The sequence below is a fragment of the Microbacterium sp. Au-Mic1 genome, from assembly GCF_021341785.1.
In the GTDB taxonomy this organism is placed as follows: domain Bacteria; phylum Actinomycetota; class Actinomycetes; order Actinomycetales; family Microbacteriaceae; genus Microbacterium.
Window position 1 is genome coordinate 38,939 of record NZ_JAJTTF010000009.1, and the last position, 24,754, is coordinate 63,692.

Genomic DNA, 24,754 nt, shown 5'->3' on the forward strand with positions numbered 1-24,754 from the left:
GTACTCCGCGCACCCGCGCACCCGCGCACCCCGCTAGCCTCTCCCCATGTCCGAAACCGCGAGCCCCCCGTCACCGCACTCGGGTTCGTCCGCGTCCCGCCCGATCATGGCCGGGGTCGTCACGGCGCTCGTCGGGTTCACGAGCTCGTTCGCGGTCGTGCTCACCGGTCTCGCCGCGGTCGGGGCGACTCATCCCCAGGCCGCAAGCGGGCTGCTCGCCCTCAGCCTCACGATGGGCGTCGCGTGCATCGTGCTGGCCTGGCGGTACCGCATGCCGATCACCGCGGCGTGGTCGACCCCGGGCGCGGCGCTGCTGGCCGCCTCCGGGGCCGTCGAAGGCGGCTGGCCCGCCGCCGTCGGCGCGTTCCTCATCGTCGCCGCGCTGATCCTGCTCACCGCGCTCGTGCCGCAGCTCGGATCCCTCATCGCCGCGATCCCCCCGTCGATCGCACAGGCGATGCTCGCCGGCGTGCTGCTGCCGCTGTGCCTCGCCCCGATCGTCGGGCTCGGGAAGAACCCGTGGGGCGTCGTGCCCGTGATCCTGACCTGGCTCGTGTTCGCCCGGCTCGCGCCGCGGTGGGCGGTGCCTCTGGCCTTCCTCACGGCGACCGTCGTCATCGTCGTGGGGATCGTGACGGGTGGCCCTGCGACGGGCTCAGGGACCGGATCGGGGGCCGCGCTGGATCCGGCCACCCTGCTGCCGCACCTCGAGCTCACGATGCCGACGTTCACGGTCGGGGCGCTGGTCGGCATCGCCCTGCCGCTGTTCATCGTCACGATGGCGTCGCAGAACGTGCCCGGCGTGGCCGTGATGCGCAGCTTCGGCTACGAGGTGCCGTGGCGTCCGGCCATGCTCGTGACCGGCCTCGGCAGCGCGCTCGGCGCCCCCGCGGGCGGGCACGCCATCAACCTCGCCGCGATCAGCGCGGCCCTCGCCGCCGCACCCGATGCGGAACCGGATCCGAAGCGTCGCTGGATCGCCGGCGTCTCGACCGGGGTGTCCTACCTGGTCCTCGGCGGGTGCTCCGCCGCGTTCGCAGCGCTCGTCGTGCTCGCCCCGGTCGCCGTGATCCCTGCCGTCGCGGGCCTTGCCCTGTTCGGCGCGTTCGGATCCGCGGTGCAGCAGGCGATCGACGATCCCGGCGAGCGCACCCCGGCCGTGGTGACGTTCCTCGTCGCAGCCAGCGGCATGGCGTTCTGGGGCGTCAGCGCCGCGTTCTGGGCGCTGCTCGCCGGCCTCCTCGTGCGCGGCGCACTGCACCTCGGCCGGCGCTGAGGACGCGGCCGGCTGAGCCCGGATCCCCCGACCGAAGGATGCCGGCGGATCCGCCGCAGGGGGGATGCCCGCACCCGGCGCCGCTCACTAGCGTGGGGCTCATGACCACAGTGCTCACCCGCACCACGACCACGGGGCTGCTCGAACTCGAGGGCCTCACCAAGAGCTACGGCGCCCGGCGCGTGCTCGATGACGTCTCGTTCCGCGTCGAGCCGGGCCGCCTCACCGGCTTCGTCGGAGGCAACGGCGCCGGCAAGACCACCACGATGCGGATCGTGCTGGGCGTGCTCGGCGCCGATGGCGGCAGCGTGCGCCTGGGCGGTCACGACGTCGCCGCCACCGACCGGCGCCACTTCGGGTACATGCCCGAGGAGCGCGGCCTGTATCCGAAGATGAAGGTGCTCGAGCAGGTCGCCTACCTCGCGCGCCTGCACGGCTTCGGCAAGCCCGAGGCGATCGCCCGGGGCGAGGCGCTGCTCACCGAGCTGGGCCTCGGCGAGCGGCTGCACGACACGATCGAGTCGCTCTCGCTCGGCAACCAGCAGCGCGCCCAGATCGCCGCCGCCCTCGTGCACGATCCCGAAGTGCTCATCCTCGACGAGCCGTTCTCGGGGCTGGATCCGCTCGCGGTCGACGTCGTCGCGGGCGTCCTGCAGGCCAGGGCCGCACAGGGTGCGTCGATCCTGTTCTCCTCGCACCAGCTCGACGTCGTGGAGCGGCTGTGCGACGACCTCGTCATCATCGCCGGCGGGACGATCCGCGCCGCCGGCTCTCGCGAGCAGCTGCGGGCGCAGCACTCCGCACCGCGCTATGAGCTGATCTCCGACGCCGACGCCGGCTGGATCCGCTCCGAGCCCGGCATCACGGTCGTCGATTTCGAGCGCGGGACCGCGGTCTTCGACGCCGCCTCCCCGGAGGACGCGCAGCGCGTGCTGCGCACGGCCCTCGACCATGGCATCGTGCACGCCTTCACCCCGCAGCATCCGTCCCTCGCCCAGATCTTCAAGGAGGTCATCCAGTGAGCACCGCGACCACTCAGAACGGCGCGCTCTCCGCGTCGAGCGGTATCTTCCTCGTCGCCGAACGCGAGATCGGATCCAAGCTGCGCAGCAAGGCGTTCCTGATCTCGACCGGGATCCTGCTGCTGATCGCCCTCGCCGGCGTGCTGATCGGCGGGTTCATGAGCAAGAACACGTCGGACACGAAGATCGCAGTGACCTCCGAGACCGCCCAGGCGGTGCACGGCATGCCCGGTCTCGCGCTGACCGAGGTCGCCGATTCGACGGCGGCGGAGAAGCTCGTGCGGTCGGGCAAGGTCGAGGCCGCCCTGATCCCGGCGCCGGGCGACAACGCGTTCGGCTACGAGATCGTCGCGCTGAAGGAGGCTCCGAAGAGTCTGCAGGGCCTGCTCGCCAAGACGCCGAAGGTCACGATCCTCGAACCCGATACGACCAATCCGCTGCTGCGGTATCTCGTGGCGATCGGCTTCGGCGTCGTCTTCCTCATGGCCGCATCGACGTTCGGGGCGACGATGGCACAGAGCGTCGTCGAGGAGAAGTCCACGCGCGTCGTCGAGCTGCTGTTGGCCGCGATCCCCGCCCGCGTGCTGCTGGCGGGCAAGGTCATCGGCAACACGGTGCTCGCGATGGCGCAGATCCTGCTGCTGGCGGCGATCGCCGTCGTCGGGCTCATCGTGACGGGGCAGAACGCGGTACTGCAGGGGCTCGGATCCCCGCTGGTGTGGTTCGCCGTGTTCTTCCTGTTCGGATTCGTGCTGCTCGCCTCGCTGTTCGCGGCGGCCGCCGCCCTGGTCTCGCGCCAGGAGGACATCGGATCCACGACCATGCCGATCACGACGCTCGTGATGGCGCCGTACATCCTGGTCATCATCTTCAACGACAACCCCGTGGTGATGACGATCCTGTCGTACATCCCGTTCTCGGCCCCGGTCGCGATGCCGGTGCGGCTGTTCGTCGGTGAGGCGCAATGGTGGGAGCCGCTGGCCTCGCTGGTGATCCTGCTCGCCGCGTGCGTGGCCGCGATCCTCGTCGCTGCGAAGATCTATGAGAACTCCCTGCTGCGCATGGGGGCGCGCGTGAAGCTGTCCGAGGCGCTCTCCGGACGCTGAGCGAGGGCTCGGGGCGGGCATTCCCCGGCCGCTGCCGCTGCCGGGCTCGCGGTACGCCACATCCCGCGAGACTGCATCTCCGTCTCGAGACTGCATGAACCGACTGCAGTTTCGAGACGGAGATGCTATCTCGCGGTCAAGAGAGGAGCGGATCCGAGGACCGAGCGGATCCGGGCGACCCGAGCGGATCCGGGTTCTCAGGAATATTCATACGCATGGATTGTTAGCCTCAGGGTGCGGACGATGGGGTCCGGCAGCAGAACCACCGACCCGAAAGGCCTCATCGCCATGAGCACGCCCGCCATCGACCGCACCGCGGTCACCGACGCCCCGATCCTCGACGTCCTCGCCGAGCGCTGGAGCACCCGCATCTTCGACGCCACCTCGACGATCGACGAGGAGGCCCTGGCCAGCGCGCTCGAGGCCGCTCGCTGGGCGCCGACCGCCGCCAACACGCAGCCGTGGCGCGTGATCGTGGCCCGCCGCGGCTCCGAGGCGCACGCCAAGGTGCTCGGCACGCTCGCCGGATTCAACAGCAGCTGGGCCGGCGACGCCGCCCTGCTCGTGGTGTTCGTGGCCGAGACCACGCGCGACGGCCAGCCCATGACCTGGGCCCTCTACGACACCGGCCAGGCCGCCGCGCACTTCACCGTGCAGGCGCACGCCAACGGCCTGTCCACCCACCAGATGGGCGGCTTCGACCGCGACGCCATCTCGGCCGCGTTCGAGCTGAGCGCCGACTTCACCCCGATCTCGGTCATGGCCGTCGGCGAGCTGGGCGACATCCGCACCGCCTCGGAGGAACTGCAGCAGCGCGAGAACGCGCCGCGCGAGCGCCGTCCCATCGCGGACACCCTCCTCATCAACGCCTGATCCGAATCAACGCCTGATCCAACCGGATCCGGTGACCGCGAGACCGAAACTGCGTCCCGAAACCCGCGATGACATCGTCGGTCTCGAGACGCAGGTTCGGTCTCGCGGTCAAGAGGGGTCGAGGGGCACCAGGGCACCTCGCCCCGACGGGACGCCGGTCCCGGTCAGCGCTCGCTGTGCAGCCCCGCGGCGAGCGCATCCGCCGCACGCACCAGCGAGAGGTGCGAGAACGCCTGCGGAGTGTTCCCGACGTGCCGCCGCCCCACCGGGTCGTACTCCTCGCTCAGCATGCCGACGTCGTTGCGCAGCGCGCAGAGCCGGTCCATGAGCTCCCGCGCCTCGGCCATGCGCCCGGTGACCGCGTACTGCTCCACGAGCCAGAACGAGCACGCGAGGAACGCGTGCTCGCCCCCGGGCAGGCCGTCGACGCCGGATCCCGTGCGATACCGGTTCACGAACCCGCCCTGGAGCAGGGTCTGCTCGATCCGCTCCACGGTCGCCAGCATCCGGGGATCGTCGGGCTCGCAGTACCCCGTGCGCGGGATGAGCAGCAGCGACGCGTCGACCTCGTCCGTGCCGCGGTGCTGCACGAAGCGACCGTCGCGCACGCCGTGCTCGTCGATCTCGGCGCGCAGCCGGTCACGCACCTCCCGCCATCGCTCCAGTGGCCCGTGCTCGCCGTCCTCCTCGATCGCGCGCACCCCGCGGTCGAACGCCGCCCACAGCATGACCCGGGAGTGGGTGAAGAACTGCGGATCCCCGCGGATCTCCCACATGCCGTTGTCCGGGCGGTCGAGGCGCTCCTCGGCCTGGCGCAGCAGCACTCGCTGCAGTGACCAGGACCGTGCGGATTCCCCGAGGCCCGCCCGCCGCGCCGCGGCGAGCGTCACCATCACCTCTCCGAAGACATCCGCCTGGAACTGCTCGGCCGCGGCGTTGCCCACCCGCACCGGCGCGGATCCGGCATAGCCCGGCAGGGACCGCATCTCCCGCTCGAGCAGATCCCGCTCCCCCGCCAGGCCGTACATGATCTGCAGATCGGCCGGATCCCCGGCGACCGCGCGCAGCAGCCAGTCCCGCCAGGCGCGCGCCTCGTCCGCGAGACCGTGCGCGAGCAGCGCCTCGAGCGTGAGCGCCGCGTCGCGCAGCCAGACGTAGCGGTAGTCCCAGTTGCGCGTACCGCCGAAGTCCTCCGGCAACGAGGTCGTCGCCGCGGCCGCGATGCCACCGGTCTCGCGGTTGGTGAGCGCGCGCAGGAGCAGCAGCGAACGCCGCACATCGCCTTCGTGCGGGCCCTCGTGGGCGATCCCGTCGGCCCACTCCTGCCACCACGCCCTGGTGGCCTGCTCCGCCGCGTCCGCATCGAGCGGAGCGGGGGCGGGCCGGTACGACGGGAACCACGTGAGCGCCAGATCCACGGTCTCACCCGCGGCGACCTCGACCGTGCCGAGGTGACTGTGCCCGTGCGGCTGCAGCGCGGGACCCCGCACGACGACGGCATCGGGGCCGGCCGTCGCGGTCAGCTCCGGCGCCTCAGGGCGGCCGGTCTGGCGCACCCACGGGATCGCCCTGGCGTAGTCGAACCGGAGCCGCAGCTCCTGCACGAAGGTCATCCGCCCGCTGATGCCCGTGATCCTCCGGACGACGTCCGTGCGCTCGACTCCCCGCGATGCGTGCACCCCCTCGGGCGAACCCGATTCCTTCTCGACCAGGATCGGCATCCACTCGGTCACCTCGACGACGCCGTCGGCGCCCTCCCACCGGGTCACGAGGCAGAAGGTGTCGCCGTCGTAGCGCCGGGTCGCGGTGGCATCGGGGTCTGCCGGGTGAAGGCTCCAATGCCCCTGCTCGACGCCGCCGAGCAGGGCGCCGAACAGCGACGCGGAATCCAGCCGCGGTGCGCAGAACCAGTCGATGCTCCCGGCCCGCGACACGAGCGCCGCTGTCCGGCCGTCGCTGAGCAGCGCGTAATCCTCGATCAGAGAGGTCTCCACCCTCCGCAGTCTGGCACGGCCCTCATGCTCGGCGCCGGGCGACGCCGGCGATGGGACGGATCCCGCTCCCCGTCGAGGTCGCAGACAGATCCTGGACGCGGACCGTATCGTGGGCGCATGACCACCCCGACGACGCTGCTCATCCTCGGCGCTTCCGGAGACCTCACGTCCCGGCTCCTGCTGCCCGCGATCGCCCAGCTGTTGAAACGGCAGCCCGACCGTGCTCTGGTGCTGCGGGGAGCCGGATCCGACGACTGGTCCGATGAGCGCTGGCAGGAGGCGGTGCGCACCGCGTTCGCCACCGTCGATGCCACCGATCAGCTCCCGCGGATCGCCGGAACGACGTACGTCAAGGCCGACGTCACCGACCGCGATTCGCTCGCCGGGCTCATCGCCGGCATCGACGGATCCCTCGTGATCTACTTCGCGCTCCCGCCCGCCGTGGCGGAGGCCGCCTGCGAGAAGCTCGTCGACATCCCGTTGCCCGCAGGCACGATCCTGGCGTTGGAGAAACCCTTCGGTCACGACGAGCAGAGCGCCGCGGCGCTCAACGCGCTCGCCACCCGGATCGTGCCGGAGAACCAGGTCTTCCGTGTCGACCACTTCCTCGGCCGCTCCACGATCCTCAACGTCATGGGCGTGCGCTTCGCGAACCGGCTGGTCGAGCCGGTCTGGTCGGCCGATCACGTGCAGGAGGTGCTGGTGCGCTACGACGAGTCGCTCGCGCTGGAGAACCGTGCCCGCTACTACGACAAGGCCGGCGCGCTGGTCGACATGATCCAGAGCCACCTCCTGCAGGTGCTCGCCATCCTCGCGATGGAGCAGCCTGCGGATCTGGACGAGATCGATCTGCGCGACGCCATGGCCGCCGCCCTGCGCGCGACCCGGATCCTCGGCGACGACCCGGTCTCCTCGACCCGTCGCGCCCGCTACACGGCCGGCACGAGCGGCGACCACCCCGTGCCCTCGTACGCGGACGAGCAGGGTGTCGATCCTTCCCGCGACACAGAGACGCTCGCCGAGATCACCTGCGAGGTCGACACCGCGCGCTGGGCCGGGGTGCCGTTCACCCTGCGCAGTGGCAAGGCCCTCGGCGAGCGCTGTGCCGAGATCGTCGTCACGTTCCGGCCGGTGCGGCACATCCCCGGCGGGCTCACGGGAACCCCGGCCGACGGCGGCGTGCTGCGCTTCTCCCTCGGCCCCGACCGGATCGAGCTCGAGTTGAACGTGAACGGCGGCGACGATCCGTTCGCGCTGCGCCGGGATGTGCTGTCCACCGAGCTCGGCAAGGGCACGCTGCTGGCCTACACCGAGGTGCTCAGCGAGATCCTCGACGGCGATGTGGCGCTGTCCGTCCGCGGCGACGCGGCCGAACAGTGCTGGCGGATCATCCAGCCCGCGCTCGACGCCTGGAAGGCCGGCGCGGTGCCGATGCAGGAGTATCCCGCCGGATCCCGTGGCCCCGCGGACTGGGCGACCACACGGCGCTGAGTCCGCCCTGCCACCACCCCGTTCGGGGCGCATCCCGTGCGTTCGGGGCACGTCCCACCGCCTGATCCCGGCGGGACGCGCCCCGAAACGATCCATCACACCCCGAGATCGGCGCAGCCGCGCCGCGTCTTCCCACCCGGGCATCGGCGCTGAATCAGACGGATCCACTCCTCTCCTCCGCGTCGGATGACGGATCCCGGGCATCAGCCCATCGGATCCGCACGAGGACCCCTACGATCGGCCCATGACCGCGCTCCCCCGCCGCGTCAGGGTTGCCTACGCCCTGGGCGGCATCGCCTCGGGCACCTACGGCACCGTGCCGGGCCTGATCCTGATGCCGTTCCTCACCGACCTGCTCGGCGTGCAGGCGGCGCTCGCCGGCATTATCGTGTTCGCCCCGAAGGCGTGGGACTTCTTCCTCAATCCGATCGCCGGCCGCATCAGCGACCGTTCGCGCAACGCCCGCGACCGGCGTCGACCGTTCATCCTGCGGGCCGGGATCCTGCTCGCCCTGGCGTTCGCGGCGATGTTCTTCGGCCCCACGGCCCCTCCGGTCGCGGCGGCGCTGTGGGTGCTCGTCGCGTTCCTCGCCTCGGCCACCGTGTACGCGTTCTTCCAGGTGCCGTATCTGGCGATGTCGGCCGAGATCACCGACGACTACACCGAGCGCACCCGGATGATCAGCTGGCGCGTGATCGTGTTCACCCTGGCGATCCTCGTCTCAGGCGCGGCGGCACCCGCGCTGGTGGAGGCCTTCGGCGGCGTGACCGGGTACCGGATCATGGCGGTCGCCATGGCCGCGCTCACCCTCGTCGGCACGGCGGGCGTGTGGTTCGGCACTAGATCGATTCCGCTCACCCGCGGCGAGGAGGCCGAGGGGCGGCTGTTCTCGCAGCTCGCGATCGTGCTCCGGGATGCCGACGCGGATGCTGATCGTCGCGTTCGTGCTGCAGGCCGTCGCGATCGGCATGGTGCTCGGCGGCGTCGTGTACGTCGCCCGGCACGTCGTGCACGACCCCGCGATCGCGACCTACAGCTTCGTCTGCTTCGTCGCACCGGCGATCGTTCTCACCCCGATGTGGAGCCGGCTCGGCTCCCGCCTCGGCAAGAGACGCGGCTTCGCGGTGGCGACGACCACCATGGCGGTCGGCCTGGTCGCGCTGCTCGCGGCCCGCACCGGGGAGGCCGTGCCACTGCTCGCAGCGTCGGGCATCGTCGGCATCGGCTACGCCGGGGCGCAGCTGTTCCCGCTGGCGATGCTGCCCGACCTCGCCGCGGAGGACGCCCGCCGCAACGGCAGCAACCGGATCGGGATGATCTCCGGCGTCTGGTCCGGGTTCGAGCTGCTGGGCTACGCACTGGGTCCGGCGCTGCTGGGGCTCGTGCTGACGCTCGGCGGCTACCGGGCGTCGACCGGCGACTCGACGCCGCAGCCCGACAGCGCGCAGTGGGCGATCGTGCTCGGCGTCTCGCTCGTGCCGGCCGCGCTGTGCCTGGTCAGCCTGATCCCGCTCTCGAAGTACCGCCTCGACGACCGGCTGCGCGCCGCCGCGGATTCGGCCGCCCGCTGACGCCGCACAGCCTTCGCTGGCCGTCAGGGGATCCGGGATGCGCCGCGCCGTTCGCTGGGCCGTCAGGGGAGCCGCGCTCCGCCGCGCCCTTCGCTGCCCCGTCACAGGATCCGCCCGCCCGCCGCCGCGCCGCACCGGATCCGTCCCGAATCGCCGATCATGTCCCGAATCGCCGCCAAAGACAGGCGAATCGTCGGCGGAACGGGACACCGTCGGGAGAACGGGACCAGGCGCGGGCGAGCGCGGACGGCCGGATCCGTCACCAGCGCGGCGGGATCCGCGCGATCGACCGACCCGTCGCATCCAACTCGTGCCCGTTGCGCTTGACCGAGCGCAGCACCGTCCAACGGTCGACGATCTCGACGTCGGCGCCCCACGCCCGCTCGATCGCGGGAAGCGCCGTGAGCGATCGCGCCCGCACGCACGCGAACAGCGGCGCCGGCCCCACGGCGGTCCCCGCGCGGTGCACCTCGGGCAGCCGTGCCGCACGGGTCGAGGCCGCCTCGGGATCGGTGGCGCGCGCCCAGAGCACCGCACCACGTCGATATCCCGCCGCCGGCATCGCGAGGTCGCAGCCGAACCGCAGGAGCCCGGCGGTGGTCGCCCGCTCGACCGCGCGCCGCGCCGTCGCCTCGGAGACGCCCAGGCGAGCGCCGAGCACGGCCGACGGCATGCGCGGATCCTCATCCAGCACGTCCGCGATCTCGGCCACGGTCTGCGGCTTCGGCGGCCGGACAGCATCGGCGGAAGGCCTGCTCCTGGCCTCGCGCGGCGGGCGCAGGATGCGCTGCTGCGCGGCCGAGAGCACCGGCAACCGCCATGAGGAGTCCTCAGCCGAGACACTGGCGGCGACGTCCATCCGCAGGACCGTCGCCTCCGCCTCCAGGGCGCGCACGCGCTCCCCCAGTTGCGGAAGCCCTTCCGACGCCGCGACGAGCAGCAGCAGACCCGCCGAGGTCTCGTCGACGCCCAGCACCCACGGCCGCCGCACCGCCGCGGCCCGCGCGTCGTCCGCGAGCCCGGGGTGCAGCAGCACGAGTGCCAGGTCGGTGGACGACGCCCAGCGCTCCGCCGTGGGCCACGCGGTCAGCCAGGCAAGCCCGTCGTCGCGCAGCGCGTTCCAGTGCCGCACCACGGTGGCGGCGTCCACCCCGATCGCCGTCGCGATCCGCGTCCAGGGCGCCCGGGCGTCGAGCTGGAGTGCGTGGATCAGGGCGAGATCGATCTCGTCCAGCGCACGCGGATCCGTCGGTTCCATGTGACGAAGACTATGCACGAGAACCTCAAGAATGAAGGTTTCGTGTCAAAGGAATCCGGATTCGTATCGGAATCCTACGCTCGCCTCATGAGCGTGACGGCGGATCGGATCCTGGCCACCATCGAGGATCTCGTCGCGCTCGCCCCGCGCGCCACGGGGACGCCCGGGGGCGCCGCCGCCGCAGCGTACGTCGAGGACCGGTTCGCCCGCGCAGGGCTGGAGACCGAGGTCCTCGAGGTGCCGTCCTTCGCCTGGCAGGCGACCGAGTGCCGCATCACGACCGGGGCCGACGGGGCGGACGAGGTCGAGATCCCGAGCTCGCCGATCCTGCACTCCGCACTCCCCGCCCACGACTGGACGGGCGAGGTGCGGCACCTCGTCGACGCCCCGGTCGTCGACATCGGATCCGACCGCGTGCGCCGGCACGACGTGCGCGGCGCGATCGTGCTGTTCGACCTCACCTTCGACATGACGCTCGCGCACACGCTGCCCCTCACGCTGTTCCTGCACGATCCCGGTCGACGCGTGCTGCGCCGCGATGTGCTGCGCAGCCGCAACCCGTACGTCACCTCGCTCGCCCGCACCATGCGCGACGCCGCCGCGGCGGGCGCCGTCGGTGTGATCGGCGTGCTGCGGGACTACCCCGACTCGCTCGGCTACCACAACGAGTACTACCGGCGGACGCTCTTCCGCCTGCCCGGCGCCTGGGTGACGCGCACCGGCGGAGCCCGGCTGCGGGCGCGACTGCGCCGTTCTCCGCGCGCAACGCTCACCCTCGGGGTCGCGCGCGAGGAGGTCGTCTCGCGCACGGTGATCGGGGTGCTCCCCGGGCGCGAGGACACCGCGCCGGGTCCCACGCGGGCCACCTCTCACAAGGCGCCGACCGGATCCGCTCGCCTCGGAGATGCCCGGCGCGGTGACGCGATCATGATCCAGTCGCACCACGACTCGGTCGGGGCGGGCGCGGTCGAGGACGCCTCGGGGGCCGCCGAGGTGATCGCCCTCGCGGAGCACTACGCCGCCGAGGCGGCCGCCGGCCGGCGCCCCGCGAAGACCCTGCTGTTCACCACCTTCGACACGCACTTCACCGGCTACCAGGCGCACCGCGAGTTCGCCCGCAGGCACATGCTGTCACGGGATGCACCCTGGCGGATCGTGCTGAACACCACGATCGAGCACATCGGCCTGCGCGCCGTCGAGGGGGCGGACGGCGGCTTCGCGAACACGGGCGAGACCGAGCCGCGTGGCATCTTCCTCAACGTCAACCCCGCGTTCACCGCGCGGATCGCCGGGCTGATCCGCCGCCACCGCATGCACGCCACCAGCATCCTCGGCGCGAGCCTGCTCGAGTTCTTCGCCGGCGGGATCCCCACCGACGCATCGTTCACCTTCGTCTCCGGCGTGCCGACCGTGAGCCTCATCTCCGGCCCGCTGTACCTCTACGACGACGCTGACACGATCGAGCGGATCGACGTCGCGCAGCTCGAGCCGGTCGCCCGCTTCTTCATCGACGTCGTGAACGACGCCGATGGGCGCCGCGGATCCCTGCTCGGCACCATGCCGGCAGGCCTGCGCCGGCTCCTGCCCCGGGGGCGCTGGTGAACGGACGCTCGGGAGCCGACGACGCCGGGCCGGACGCGACCGGCGGGACCAGGCCGGACGCCGGGTCGGGGGCGATGGGTGGGCCCGGGCCGGACGCGATGGGTGGGCCCGGATCCGGGATCCGTCACGGCTCCACCCGGATCGTGACCTTCGCGGGCGAGAACGCTCCGGAGACCGGGATCCTGCACCTCCCGCACACCGCTCCCCCGGCCGGCGGCTACCCGGTCGTCGCCTTCGGGCACATGACCACCGGCGGATCCCCGCGCTCGGCCCCCAGCCTCGGCCACCCCGGCCACCCCGAGTGGCGGCGGATGTCGCAGGGCGACGCGCTGTGCGACCTGCTGCTGCAGCGCGGGATCGCGGTGCTGCGCCCCGACTACCCCGGCATCGGCGGCGACGGCGTGCACCCCTATCTGCTCGGGCGCCCGCTCGGAGGCTCACTGCGGGCCGTGGTGCGCGCACGCCGCACCCTCGACGAGCGTCTCGGCGACGACTGGGTCGCGGCCGGGCACTCCGAGGGCGCGGTCGCCGCGCTGTTCGCCGGGGTCTCGGCCGAGCCCGACGACACGAGCCGTCTGCGCGGGGTCGCGGCCGTGACGCCGGTCACCCGAATGGACCTCAGCATCCGCTGGTCGCTCGGCATGCCCGGCGCGCTGCCCGGAACGGGCGTCGTCTCGGCGCTCATCGGGCTCATGCTGCGCGGCGCGGCCACCGCCGACGCCGCCCTCGCGGAGCTCATCGCCGGCGAAGGCCTGAGCGCCGCCGCGCACGCGAGGTGGCGCGACCTCGACCGCCTGTGCCTCACCGAGCTCGCCGCCTCCGACTCGTGGGGAGGCATCGCGCCGGGCCGCATCGGAGGGCGGAGCGGATCCGCCCTGTTCGCCCGTCTGTACGCGTCGTTCCGGGAGAACGAGGTCGCCGCACTCACCGGGTTCCGCACGCCGGTGCGCATCGATGCGGCACGGTTCGACGAGGTCGCCCCGGCACCGCTCAGCGCCCGCCTGCTGCGCGCCTACCGTCGGGCGGGTGTCGACCTGACCTCCCGCTGGTGGCCGTCGCACCACTCCGGAACGATGGGCGCCCGGCACGCGCCGCCGGAGGTCGCGGCGTGGATCGCGGATCGCTTCGACCGCTCGCCCTCGCGCTGGCGCTGACCGGGGTTCGCTGGTCCCGTGTCACCCTCCCGGGTCGTTGACCGGGGTTCGCTGGTCGCGAGTCGCCCTCCCGGGCCGTTGACCGGGGTTCGCTGGTCCCGTGTCGCCCCTTGGCGCCCCACGAAGGGGCGATAAGGGACCAGCGAACACCACGAAAGGGCACCACGGGACCAGCGAACCCCACGAAAGGGCACCACGGGACCAGCGAACCCCACGAAAGGGCGCACGGGACAAGGGAACCCGCCGAGGGGCACCACCCGGCCAGCGCAGCGAGCCTGCCTCAGCCGTGGCGGGCGAGCAGGCTGCGCGCGGCCGCGCTGTGCTCGGCGATGAGCTGCGGCACGTCGAGGCCGACGATCTGCCCGTCGACGACGCGCCAGGCTCCGCCCACCATGACCCGGTCGGCGCGCTCAGCGCCGCAGAGCAGCAGGGCCGCGAGCGGGTCGTGGCTGCCCGAGAAGCGCAGCTCGTCGAGCGTGAACATCGCGAGATCCGCCTGCTTGCCGGGTGCCAGCACGCCGATGTCGCTGCGTCCGAGAGCGCGCGCCGAGCCCTGGGTCGCCCAGTTCAGGGCGTGCTCGGGGGTCACCGCGGCGGCGCCGTAGCGCAGACGCTGCAGGTAGAGGGCCTGGCGCACCTCCATCATCATGTTGGAGCCGTCGTTCGACGCGGATCCGTCGACACCGAGCCCGACGGGGACGCCCGCAGCCTCGAGCTCCACGGCCCGCGCAATGCCCGAGGCGAGCCGCATGTTCGAGGTGGCGCAGTGCGAGACCGCCGTGCCGGCCGCGCCCAGGCGCGCGATCTCTGCGTCGTCGAAGTGGATCCCGTGGGCGAGCCAGGTGCGGTCCGAGAGCCAGCCCACGCTGTCGAGGTAGTCCACGGTGCGCAGGCCGAATCGCTCGCGGCAGAAGTCCTCCTCGTCGATGGTCTCGGCGAGGTGCGTGTGCATGCGCACGTCGAGCCGCTCCGCCAGGGTCGCCGTGTCGCGCATGACCTCGGTGGTCACCGAGAACGGCGAACACGGCGCGAGACCGATCTGCACGAAGGCGCCGTCGCCGCGCTCGTGGTATGCACCGACGAGGCGCTCGCTGTCGGCGAGGATCACGTCGGCGTCCTGCACGGTGCTCTGCGGGGGCAGGCCGCCGTCCTTCTCCCCCAGCGACATGGATCCGCGGGTCAGGGTCGCGCGCATCCCGAGGCGCTTGACGACGTCGACCTGCACGTCGATGCCGTCCTCGAGCCCGTTCGGGAAGAGGTAGTGGTGGTCGGCGGCGGTGGTGCAGCCGGAGAGCAGCAGCTCGGCGAGCGCGGCGGTGGTCGCCAGCTCCAGGTCGCGGGGGGTGAGCCCCGCCCAGACGCCGTACAGACCCTTCAGCCACGGGAACAGCTCGGCGCTGACCACCGGCGTCCAGGCGCGGGTGAGGGTCTGGTAGAAGTGGTGGTGCGTGTTGATCAGACCCGGGATGATCACGTGCCGCGAGGCGTCGTAGACCTCATCGACCGGCTGCGACGGGGATCCGCCGGCAGGCACCGCCTCGAGGATCGTGGATCCGGCGACGACGATGCCGCCGCGGGCGTCGGCGGTGTCGCCGGTGTGGATGGCGAGCGGGTTCTTCAGCCAGACGGTGCGAGTGGATTCGGACATTGAGCAGACTCCCTGTGGGTGAGGCGGAGCCGTGATCCGGCCCCGCGGGGGGCCAGCTCAGTGTTGACCTGTCTGCTGATCCAGGTGCGTCCCCGTCGGCGGAGACATTCCACATCTATCACGAGGCTTCGCAGCGGGTCAAGACTTTTCCAGATCCTGGACCGAGGATTCCAAGATGCGGATCATTCGAGAACGGGAGGAGGCGACCCGGCGATCGGGCGAGCCCGCGTTTCCCCCTCCCCAACGCCTTTCCCTCCCCTGGGCGACGCGCGCCAGGGGAGGGAAAGGCGGCCAGGGGAGGGAAAGGCGCAGAACCGGGGCCCGTGCCTCAGTGCGACGGGTGCTCGACGGCGACCTCGTTGCCGTCGCGATCGACGATCTTGCCGTCGATGATCGAGTCGCCGTCCTCGAACGCGTCCAGGTACGCGACCGGGATGCTCCTGGTCGGTGCGGAGACGAAGGCGTTCTTGCGCTTGGCGCTGCCGAGGTGGTTGAACAGCAGGTTCAGCAGGATCGCGGTCACCGCGGCCGAGCTGATGCCCGAGTGGAAGATCGTCACGAACCAGGCCGGCATCTGGCCGTAGATCGACGGGACCGCGATCGGGAGCATGCCCACCGCCAGCGAGGTGGCGACGATCACGAGGTTCATGTTGTCCTTGTACTCGACCTTGGCGAGCGTGCGGATACCCGACGCGGCCACGGAGCCGAACAGGACCAGGCCGGCACCGCCGAGGACGGGCGACGGGATGGCGCCGACGACACGGCCGAGCACGGGCAGCAGACCCAGGATGACGAGCACGCCGCCGCCGGCGGTGACCACGAAGCGGCTCTTCACACCGGTGATGGCCACGAGGCCGACGTTCTGGGCGAACGCGGACTGCGTGAACGTGCCGAAGATCGGGGACACGGCACTGGAGAGCATGTCGGCGCGCAGACCCGCGGCGATGCGCTTGGAGTCGACCTTGGTGCCCACGATCTCGCTCACGGCCAGGATGTCCGCGGTGGTCTCGGTGAGCGTCACCAGGATCACGATGAACATCGAGATGATGCCGGCGATCTCGAAGGTCGGCATGCCGAATCCGAAGATCTGCGGCAGGGCGAAGATGTCGCCCTGGCCGACCTTGCTGAAGTCGGCCTTGCCGAGGAAGATCGCGACGATCGTGCCGAGCACGATCGAGAGCAGGATCGCGAGACGCGAGATGGCGCCGACCGGGATCTTGCTGAGGATCAGCACGATCACCAGCGTGATGCCGGCGAGCATGAGGTTCTCGGGCAGGGCGCCCTTGGCCGCATTCGCGCCCTCTCCGGTGCCGACGATCCAGCCGGCGGCGACCGGCAGGAGGCTGAGACCGATGGTCGTGATCACGGTTCCGGTCACGACCGGGGGGAAGAACCGGATGACGGTGGCGAACACCGGGGCGATGATCAGACCGATCACCGACGCGGCGATGACGGATCCGAACACCGCGGGCAGCCCGCCGCCGCTGGTGACGATCGCCCCCATGGTGGCGACACCGGCGAACGAGACGCCCTGCACGAGCGGGAGCTGCGAACCGAAGAACGGGACGCCGACCGTCTGCAGGATCGTGGCGAGACCGCCCATGAACAGGCACGCGGCGATGAGAACGCCGATCTCGGCAGGCTTGAGGCCCGCGATCTGCCCGATGATGAGCGGCGGGGCGATGATGCCGCCGTACATCGTGAGCACGTGCTGGATGCCGTAGCCGATGGTCGCGCCGATCGGCAGTCGCTCGTCCTCGGGGCGGACGAACTCCTTCTTCTGCTTGGTAGTCAATTCGACCTCTTCGTCGGGTGCAGGCACCGGGTGAGCCGAGCGCCGGCCGGCATGCAGCGCCTGTGCGGCGATACGGTGCGGGCGCTCCGTCCGCCTCGCGAGCGGGGCGGATGCTGTTGGTCCAGGTGCGTCTCCGGCTCTGGAGACACCCTCAGGCTAACGGGGGCACTCGTCGAGAGTCAAGACTTTTTTCCGAATCTCGGATTGTACTTTCCGTTATGCGGATATCTGTAGCGGTGAGCGATTCTCCGGAGAGCGCGAAAAAGGGGCCATGGGCGCCGTGGGTCAGTCGTCGAGCAGCTCGGCCTCGATCGTCTCGTCGTCCGGGCCCGCGTCCGACTCCCGCGACGCCGTAGGCCCGTCGCTGGTGAGCACCAGGGAGGATCCGTCCGCCGCCACATCCACCCGCACGACGTCGCCGTCGTGCACGCGGCCGGAGAGCAGCGCAGAGGCGAGTCGGTTCTGCACCTCGTTCTGAATGAGGCGCCGCAACGGCCGCGCCCCGAACACCGGGTCATAGCCGCGCTCGGCGAGCCAGGCGCGCGCATCCGGGGTGACCGCGAGGGTCAGCCGGCGATCGGCGAGCCGCCGCTGCAGCTGGTCGATCGTGAGCTCGACGATCTGCGCGAGGTCGTCCTCGGTGAGGGCCTGGAACATCACGATGTCGTCGAGACGGTTGATGAACTCGGGCTTGAACGCCTGCCGCACGAGGGCCATCACGGCCTCGCGCTTCTCGTCGGGCGAGAGCGTCGGGTCGATCAGGATCGGGGATCCGATGTTGCTCGTGAGGATCAGGATGACGTTCGAGAAGTCGACCGTGCGGCCCTGGCCGTCGGTGAGGCGGCCGTCGTCCATGACCTGCAGCAGCACGTCGAACACCTCGGGGTGCGCCTTCTCGACCTCGTCCAGCAGCACGACGCTGTAGGGACGCCGCCGCACGGCTTCGGTGAGCTGACCGCCCTGCTCGTAGCCGACGTACCCGGGAGGGGCGCCGACGAGCCGCGAGACCGAGTGCTTCTCGCCGTACTCCGACATGTCGATGCGCACCATGGCGTGCTCGTCGTCGAAGAGGAACTCGGCGAGCGCCTTGGCCAGCTCGGTCTTGCCGACGCCGGTGGGGCCGACGAACAGGAAGGAACCGGTCGGGCGACCGGGGTCGCTGATACCGGCGCGCGAACGGCGCACCGCGTCGGAGACGGCTGTCACCGCTTCCTTCTGACCGATCAGGCGGCGGCCCAACTCACGCTCCAGGTGGAGGAGCTTCTCGCTCTCGCCCTGCAGCAGCCGGCCCACGGGGATCCCGGTCCAGGCCGCGATCACCGCGGCGATGTCCTCGTCGGTGACCTGCTCGTTGACCATGCGCGGCTCGTCGCTGACGGCGTCCGCCTGGCGCTCGGCCTCGGCGAGCTGCGCCTGCAGCTGCTTGATGGTCTCATACTCCAGCTTGGACGCCTTCACATAGTCCGCGTCACGGAGGGCCCGGTCGCGCTCGGTGAACGCCTCGTCGAGACGCTTCTTGAGCTCGCCCACGCGGTTCAGGCCACCGCGCTCGCGCTCCCAGCGGGCCTCGAGTCCGGCGAGCTCGGCCTCGGCCTCGCGCATCTGCTCACGGAGCTTCGCGAGGCGCTCCTTCGAGGCCGCGTCCTTCTCCTTCTTCAGCGCGAGCTCCTCGAGCCGCATCCGGTCGACCGACCTCTTGAGCTGGTCGATCTCGACGGGGCTCGAGTCGATCTCCATCTTGAGCCGACTCATGGCCTCGTCGATGAGGTCGATCGCCTTGTCCGGCAACTGGCGGCTCGGCAGGTAGCGGTTCGACAACGAGGCGGCCGCGACGAGTGCGGAGTCGCTGATGGTCACGCCGTGGTGCGCCTCGTAGCGGCCCTTGAGCCCGCGCAGGATCGCGATCGAGTCCTCCACGGAGGGTTCGCCGACGTAGACCTGCTGGAAGCGCCGCTCGAGCGCCGCGTCCTTCTCGATGAACTCGCGGTACTCGTTGAGAGTGGTGGCGCCGATGAGGCGCAGCTCGCCGCGGGCGAGCATGGGCTTGAGCATGTTGGACGCGGCGACAGACCCCTCTCCCCCACCCGCGCCCATGAGCACGTGCAGCTCGTCGATGAAGGTGATGACCCGACCGTCGGACTCGGTGATCTCCTTGAGCACGCTCTTCAGACGCTCCTCGAACTGGCCGCGGTACATGGCGCCGGCGACGAGGGCGGAGATGTCCAGCGACACCAGCTCCTTGTCCTTGAGCGACTCGGCCACGTCGCCGGCGACGATGCGCTGCGCGAGGCCCTCGACCACGGCGGTCTTGCCGACGCCGGGCTCGCCGATCAGCACCGGGTTGTTCTTGGTGCGGCGGGTGAGCACCTGGCTCACGCGGCGGATCTCCGCGTCGCGCCCGATCACCGGATCGAGCTTGCCCTGCCGGGCGCGATCGGTGAGGTTGATGCCGAACTGCTCGAGCGCCGACTGCTGCTCGTCCTGCTGTGCCGTCTGAGGGGTGGCCATTCGTCCTCCTGGGTTCTCCTTGCGTCTGTGGCGGAAGAGCCGGAACCGATCCGACTCTTCAAAGTTGAGTTGATACGGCTCAAGTTTATCGGACGGGCCACGGCAGGGCAAGGGCCGAGGCACGCGAAAAGGCCGGCCCGATCACAGGGATCGGGCCGGCCTTTCGCGTTCGAACCGCAGGCGGATCCGCAGACGGATCCGCCGACGATGTCGGACGCCGTTGTCCGCACACCGTCGACGAGCTCTCCCCCGTCGAGTCGTCCCCGTCGACACGGACCTCGGCTCGTGCGGACGGGGACGACTCGGTGGCGGGACGGGGTGTCAGTCCTCCTCGACCATGCCCCGGCGCAGGAGGCGTCCGCGCGGGTTCTCGAAGTCGATCGGCGTGCCGTGCAGGTAGGTCTTGCGGACCCGTCCGGCGAGCGCCTTGCCGTTGTAGGGGGTGAGCGGGTTCTTGTGGTGCAGCTTGGTCACGTCGACCACGTAGGCGTCATCGGCGGCGAAGATCGAGAAGTCCGCGTCGTAGCCCGGCGCGATGCGCCCCTTGCCCGTGAGACCGGCGAACTGCGCCGGCTTCTCGCTCATCCACCCCACCACGGTCTCCAGCGACAGACCGCGCTGGCGCGCTTCGGTCCAGATCAGCGAAAGGCCGAGCTGCAGCGAGGCGACGCCGCCCCAGGCCACGGCGAAGTCGCCGTTCTCCAGGTCCTTGAGGTCGAGCGTCGAGGGCGAGTGATCCGAGACGATGAAGTCGATCGTGCCGTCCTCCAGGCCCTGCCAGAGCAGCTCCCTGTTGCCGGCTTCGCGGATCGGCGGGCAGCACTTGAAGGCGGTCGCGCCCAGCGGGATCTCCTCCGCGGTGAGCGTGAGGTAGTGCGGGCAGGTCTCGACCGTGAGCCGGATGCCGTCGTGCTTGGCCGAGCGCAGCATCGGCAGCGCGTCCGAGGAGGACAGGTGCAGGATGTGCGCGCGGGCGCCGGTCCAGCGGGCGCGCTCGATGACCTCGGCGATCGCGAGGTTCTCCGCACCGCGCGGGCGCGACGCGAGGAACTTGGCGTAATCGTCGCCGTCGGGCTTGGGTGCGCGGTCGATGGCGCGGGAGTCCTCCGCGTGCACGATCATCACGGAGTCGAAGGTCGCGAGCTCGCGCATGTCCTTCTCGAGTTCGTCGGGATCCAGCGGCGGGAACTCGTCCACCCCGCTGTGCAGCAGGAAGCACTTGAAGCCGAAGGCCCCGGCGTCATGCAGCCCTCGCAGCTTCTCCGTGTTGCCCGGCACGGCCCCGCCCCAGAAGCCCACGTCGACGTGCACCTGGTCGCGGGCGACGGCGCGCTTGATGTCCAGCGCGTCGGTGTCGATCGTCGGCGGGATGCTGTTCAGCGGCATGTCCAGGATCGTGGTCACACCTCCCGCCGCGGCGGCCTTGGTCGCCGAGGAGAAGCCCTCCCACTCGGTGCGGCCGGGCTCGTTGACATGCACGTGCGTGTCGACCAGCCCTGGGATCAGGGTCTCGTCGTCGGCGAGCTCGATGATCTCGTCGCCGACGAGGTTGTTGCCGAGGGGCTGCATCGCGACGATCACGCCGTGCCGCACTCCCACCTCACGGGGTCGGATCCCCGAACTGGTCAGGACCCGCTCGCCGCGGATCACCAGGTCGTAGTGCTCACCGGTCGGGTCGAGCGAGGCGTGTTCTTCGGTCTCCTGGGACATGTCCGCGGATTCCCTTCTGCCGGCGACGTCGTCGGCGTTGTGAGGTGGTTTGAGGGGTGGTTGTCGGGTTCTTCGATTGTGCTCCGGAATCAGCGCGCCGTCGCCGGGAACCCGGTGACGCGCTTCGGCCGGGGCGAGGCGTAGGTGCGGACCTTGGACGTGGTGAGCCCCAGACGCACCAGGCTCTCGGCGACCTGCACGGCGGCCTGCACCCCGTCCACGACGGGCACGCCGCAGAGTTCGACCACGCGGTCCTTGAGCTCCGCCATGCCGCCGCAGCCGAGCACGATGACCTCGGCCCGGTCGATCTCGACCGCCTTCTGCGCCTCGGCGGCGATCGCCTCGACCGCGCGCTCGGGATCCGACTCGAGTTCGAGCACGCTCATGCCCGACGAGCGCACCGACGCGCAGCGGTCGTGCAGACCACCGAGGATCAGCCGGTCCTCGATGAGCGGCACGGTGCGGTCGAGCGTGGTGACCACGGAGTAGGAGCGCCCCAGGAACATGGCCGTGGAGGCCGCCGCCTCGGTGATGTCGACCACCGGAACGGTGAGCAGCTCCTGCAGCCCCTCCCGTCCGTGCTCGCCGTAGCCGGCCTGGATGACCGCGTCGTACTCGCCCTCGAAGCGCACGACCTTGTCCATGACCGCGATCGCGGCGAGGTAGCTCTCGAAGTTGCCCTCGCAGCTCTCGGCGCCGAAGTCGGGCGTCAGGCCGATGATCTCCGTGCCCGGTGACGCGACAGCCCTCGCCGCCTCGGCGATGGCGTCGGTCATCGCCTCGGTGGTGTTGACGTTCGCGATGAGAATGCGCATGGGTGTTGTCCTCGTCGGATCTCAGTGGCCGGCCTTGACGGCGATCTCCGCGCCGTCGACGTCGTGGAAGGGTCCCCTGCGGTCGGCGATGATCGCGTAGATGATCGCCGCGGATCCTGCGGCGACGAACCACGAGAAGTCGCTGACCGTCTTGAACACGGGCAGGAAGGTGAACAGCAGGGCGATCGCACCCGAGATCACCAGGGCGATGATCGCGCGGGGGTTGAAGCCCTTCGCGTAGGCGTACTCGCCGATCGGCGAGTCGGAGTACAGTTGCGGCACGTTGATGCGCTGCTTCTTGATCAGCCAGTAGTCGACCATGATGATGCCGAACAGCGGGCCGAGCAGGGCGCCGAGACCCCCGAGGAACACGCCGATGACGACGGGCGAGTTGTACATGTTCCACGGCGTGATCACGATGCCGATGACGGCGGAGATCAGTGCCGCGCGGCGGAAGTTCAGATGCCGCGGGAACAGGTTGTTCAGTGCGTACGTGGGCGCCACGAAGTTGGCCATCAGGTTGACCGCGATGGTCAGCGCGATGAGCGCGAGCGAGGCGAGCACGAGCAGGAACGTGTTCGGGATCGCGGCGACGACCTCGGACGGCGACGTGATGAGCTTCCCGTTGATGCTGAAGCTGCCGCCGGTGAGCACGACGACGATCACGCCGAAGAAGAGCATGTTGATCGGGATGCCCCAGAAGTTGCCCTTGACGATCGCCCGCCGGGACTTCGCGCCGCGGGTGAAGTCGCAGAAGTTCAGCACGAACGTGCCGTAGATCGAGACCCACAGCGAGGCGGCGCCGAGCATCTTGATCCACACGTCGGCTCCGGTCGCCGCCTCGGTCGGCGCCCAGTTCACCTGGAAGCCGGACTGCACGAGTACCCACACGGCCAGGATCACGAAGGTGGCGAGGATGATCGGGCCGGCGAAGGCCTCGTACTTGCGGATCATCTCCATGCCGTAGCTGACGATGACGACCTGGATGATCCACAGGGCGACGAAGGTGATCCAGCCGAGGGCCGACAGGCCGAGGAAGGATCCGGACTGCATCTCCTTCACGCCGGGGAAGATCGCGATCAGCACGACCTGCAGCACCTGCGAGGCCAGATAGGTCTGGATCCCGAACCAGGCGATCGCGACACCGCCGCGCAGCAGAGCCGGGATCTGCGCGCCGTGGATGCCGAACGCGATGCGGCTCATCACCGGGAACGGCACGCCCGTCTTCTCCCCCATGAAGCCGGAGAGGCTCAGCAGCAGGAACAGGAACAGGGCGCCGAACCCGAGTGCGCCGAGGATCTGGCCGCCGGTCAGGCCGAGCGAGAACAGGCCGATCGCGAACGCGTAGTTGCCGAGGCTGTGCACATCGTTCGCCCAGAGGGTGAAGATGCTGTACGCGCTCCAGTGCCGGCTCTCGCGGTTGGTCGGCGCCAGGTCGCTGTTGTACAGGCGCGGGCTGATGCCCGCCTGCACCGCGAACACGCTGGAGGGCGCCTCATCGAGCCCCTCGGACGCCCGACTCGGGACGTGGACGTAGTCGTTGGATGTCATTGTGATTTGAACCCCTCTCGACGGCGACAGTGCCGTCGACACTCGATTTCACAATCCGGAATACCGATTTCGGATGGAGATATCGTCGCTCTCCGTCGGGGCCGTAGCAACATCGTTTGCATAATTTGGATCAGCTCCCGGGCCCTCGCGTCATCGATCCCCGCAGCCCCGCGATCACGAGGACGGTTCAGCTCCGCTGCTGCCGTCCGGTCGAGGCGCGCTCGACCAGATCGAACTCGAGCCTCAGGTGCGACGTGAGCGGTGCAGCGCTGCTCAGCCGACGCTCCAGCAGCCGCGTCAGCTGCGACGCCCAGATCTGCATGTTCGCCTTCATCGCCGTGATCGGCACCACCGCGCGCTCGGCGATGACGCTGTCCATCATGTTCGCGACGAGGACGTCGTCGGGCACGCGGAGCCCCCGCGACCGAACCGCCTCGATCGCTCCCACCGCGAACACGTCCGAGGAGGTGAGGAACGCATCGGGCGGCGTCGGTGTGCGCAGCAGCGACTCGGCCGCCGCCGCTCCGCCCTGCTGTCCGCGCACCGGCTCCAGCTCCCGCACCAGCACGGGCAGCCCCCGTGCGCGCATCTCCTGGACGTAGACGCCGGCGATCGACTCCAGGTACGTGTTCTGCGTCGACCCCACGATCAGCGCTGGGCGCTGCGCCCCCCGCTCCAGCAGGTGATCGAGGAGGGTGCGCGCATTGGCGACGTGATCGGCACTGATCCACCACGGGAACTCGTCGTCGTCCGGATCCCGATCCAGCGTCACGGTCGGGATGTCCCGCTCGATGAGCGCACGGAGCACCTCGTCCCCACGGCGGGGGTGCAGCAGCACGAAGGCGTCGAGCCGGCCGACCTGAGCCCCGATGTCGTCGAGCGTGAGGAAGGAGGAGACGGAGAAGCCGGCGCCCAGCAGAGCCACCAGCACTGCACCGGCGACGGAGGTGAAGGCGTCGGAGCCGGACGCGAATCCGGGGATGGCCTCAGGTGGGCGCAGCAGGAGGCCGACGGTGCGCTGTCCGGCATCGCGCTCCATCACGAAGCCGAGGTCGAAGGCGGCCTTCAGCACCGCGGCCTTCGTCGCGGCCGACACCGGACGATGCCCGCTGAACGCATGAGAGGCCGTCGTCGGCGAGACGCCGGCGAGGGCGGCCACATCGCGCAGAAGCGGTCGCTCGCTCATCTGTCCACCTCGCTTGCGAGACCGTCCACCTCATCGTCGAGATCGTCCACGACATCCTCGAGATCGTTCCCCGGGCTCCGATCCTACGCGGACGGGGACGAACGCGGCGGGGTGGACACGGGGCCGTTGAGCGAGCACCGAGCGCCTGCGAGGAGCGAGACGAAACGCGGCGATCTCGCGAGGGCACCGCGTTT

At 70.6% G+C, this 24,754-nt stretch carries 17 protein-coding genes and 1 pseudogene; 9 read left to right on the forward strand and 9 right to left on the reverse strand.

Annotated features, from left to right (window positions below):
* Nucleotides 1-46: 46 nt before the first annotated feature.
* The 4 genes from LXM50_RS13165 to LXM50_RS13180 all read left to right on the forward strand — a co-directional run bounded on the left by LXM50_RS13165 (nt 47) and on the right by LXM50_RS13180 (nt 4,277).
* On the forward strand, nt 47-1,276 hold the full coding sequence (locus LXM50_RS13165; RefSeq protein ID WP_233311789.1) for a benzoate/H(+) symporter BenE family transporter: 1,230 nt from the start codon (nt 47-49) through the stop codon (nt 1,274-1,276).
* 137 nt (nt 1,277-1,413) lie between these two features.
* On the forward strand, nt 1,414-2,298 hold the full coding sequence (locus LXM50_RS13170; protein ID WP_233311907.1) for an ABC transporter ATP-binding protein: 885 nt from the start codon (nt 1,414-1,416) through the stop codon (nt 2,296-2,298).
* A complete protein-coding gene (locus tag LXM50_RS13175) occupies nt 2,295-3,404 on the forward strand; it encodes an ABC transporter permease (protein WP_233311790.1) in 1,110 nt (369 codons plus the stop codon). Before LXM50_RS13170 ends, LXM50_RS13175 begins: the two co-directional genes overlap by 4 nt.
* Nucleotides 3,405-3,692: 288 nt before the next feature.
* Nucleotides 3,693-4,277 carry a nitroreductase family protein gene (locus tag LXM50_RS13180; protein WP_233311791.1) on the forward strand — a complete coding sequence of 195 codons (585 nt, stop codon included), beginning with the start codon at nt 3,693-3,695 and terminating at the stop codon, nt 4,275-4,277.
* 164 nt (nt 4,278-4,441) lie between these two features.
* Here the strand turns inward: LXM50_RS13180 and LXM50_RS13185 are convergent, their stop codons facing one another.
* Nucleotides 4,442-6,271 (reverse strand): glycoside hydrolase family 15 protein, encoded by a 1,830-nt coding sequence (locus tag LXM50_RS13185; protein WP_233311792.1) that lies wholly within the window; start codon nt 6,269-6,271, stop codon nt 4,442-4,444.
* Between the two features lie 117 nt (nt 6,272-6,388).
* Between LXM50_RS13185 and LXM50_RS13190 the strand changes: the two genes are divergently transcribed.
* The 3 genes and pseudogenes from LXM50_RS13190 (at nt 6,389) to LXM50_RS18615 (ending at nt 9,333) form a co-directional block, all read left to right on the forward strand.
* A complete protein-coding gene (locus LXM50_RS13190; protein ID WP_233311793.1) occupies nt 6,389-7,762 on the forward strand; it encodes a glucose-6-phosphate dehydrogenase in 1,374 nt (457 codons plus the stop codon).
* A 334-nt stretch (nt 7,763-8,096) separates the two neighbouring features.
* Nucleotides 8,097-8,582: pseudogene (locus LXM50_RS18610) on the forward strand (MFS transporter); the annotation flags it as partial.
* A 94-nt stretch (nt 8,583-8,676) separates the two neighbouring features.
* Entirely contained in the window at nt 8,677-9,333 is a 657-nt protein-coding gene (locus LXM50_RS18615; protein ID WP_267920893.1) for an MFS transporter, read from the forward strand.
* 259 nt (nt 9,334-9,592) lie between these two features.
* Here the strand turns inward: LXM50_RS18615 and LXM50_RS13200 are convergent, their stop codons facing one another.
* Complete coding sequence (locus tag LXM50_RS13200; RefSeq protein ID WP_233311794.1) at nt 9,593-10,591, reverse strand: AsnC family transcriptional regulator; 999 nt, start codon at nt 10,589-10,591, stop codon at nt 9,593-9,595.
* An 87-nt stretch (nt 10,592-10,678) separates the two neighbouring features.
* On the opposite strand from LXM50_RS13200, the gene LXM50_RS13205 reads away from it, so the two are divergent.
* Nucleotides 10,679-12,193: a hypothetical protein gene (locus tag LXM50_RS13205; protein ID WP_233311795.1), complete on the forward strand. Its 1,515-nt coding sequence runs from the start codon at nt 10,679-10,681 to the stop codon at nt 12,191-12,193.
* Nucleotides 12,190-13,347 (forward strand): S9 family peptidase, encoded by a 1,158-nt coding sequence (locus LXM50_RS13210; protein WP_233311796.1) that lies wholly within the window; start codon nt 12,190-12,192, stop codon nt 13,345-13,347. The genes LXM50_RS13205 and LXM50_RS13210 overlap by 4 nt, the downstream gene beginning before the upstream one ends.
* 280 nt (nt 13,348-13,627) lie before the next feature.
* Here the strand turns inward: LXM50_RS13210 and LXM50_RS13215 are convergent, their stop codons facing one another.
* The 7 genes from LXM50_RS13215 to LXM50_RS13245 form a co-directional block, all read right to left on the reverse strand.
* The gene (locus tag LXM50_RS13215) at nt 13,628-14,995 is read right to left on the reverse strand and encodes an 8-oxoguanine deaminase (RefSeq protein WP_233311797.1); all 1,368 of its coding nucleotides are present in this window, start codon (nt 14,993-14,995) and stop codon (nt 13,628-13,630) included.
* 328 nt (nt 14,996-15,323) lie between these two features.
* The gene (locus LXM50_RS13220) at nt 15,324-16,790 is read right to left on the reverse strand and encodes a nucleobase:cation symporter-2 family protein (protein ID WP_233311798.1); all 1,467 of its coding nucleotides are present in this window, start codon (nt 16,788-16,790) and stop codon (nt 15,324-15,326) included.
* Nucleotides 16,791-17,075: 285 nt separating this feature from the next.
* Complete coding sequence (locus tag LXM50_RS13225; protein ID WP_233311799.1) at nt 17,076-19,298, reverse strand: ATP-dependent Clp protease ATP-binding subunit; 2,223 nt, start codon at nt 19,296-19,298, stop codon at nt 17,076-17,078.
* A 321-nt stretch (nt 19,299-19,619) separates the two neighbouring features.
* A complete protein-coding gene (allB, locus tag LXM50_RS13230; protein ID WP_233311800.1) occupies nt 19,620-21,008 on the reverse strand; it encodes an allantoinase AllB in 1,389 nt (462 codons plus the stop codon).
* 89 nt (nt 21,009-21,097) lie between these two features.
* Nucleotides 21,098-21,823, reverse strand: a complete 726-nt coding sequence (locus LXM50_RS13235; RefSeq protein ID WP_233311801.1) for an aspartate/glutamate racemase family protein — start codon at nt 21,821-21,823, stop codon at nt 21,098-21,100.
* Nucleotides 21,824-21,844: 21 nt separating this feature from the next.
* The gene (locus tag LXM50_RS13240) at nt 21,845-23,374 is read right to left on the reverse strand and encodes an NCS1 family nucleobase:cation symporter-1 (protein ID WP_233311802.1); all 1,530 of its coding nucleotides are present in this window, start codon (nt 23,372-23,374) and stop codon (nt 21,845-21,847) included.
* Between the two features lie 187 nt (nt 23,375-23,561).
* Nucleotides 23,562-24,560: a LacI family DNA-binding transcriptional regulator gene (locus tag LXM50_RS13245; RefSeq protein ID WP_233311803.1), complete on the reverse strand. Its 999-nt coding sequence runs from the start codon at nt 24,558-24,560 to the stop codon at nt 23,562-23,564.
* Nucleotides 24,561-24,754 lie beyond the last annotated feature (194 nt).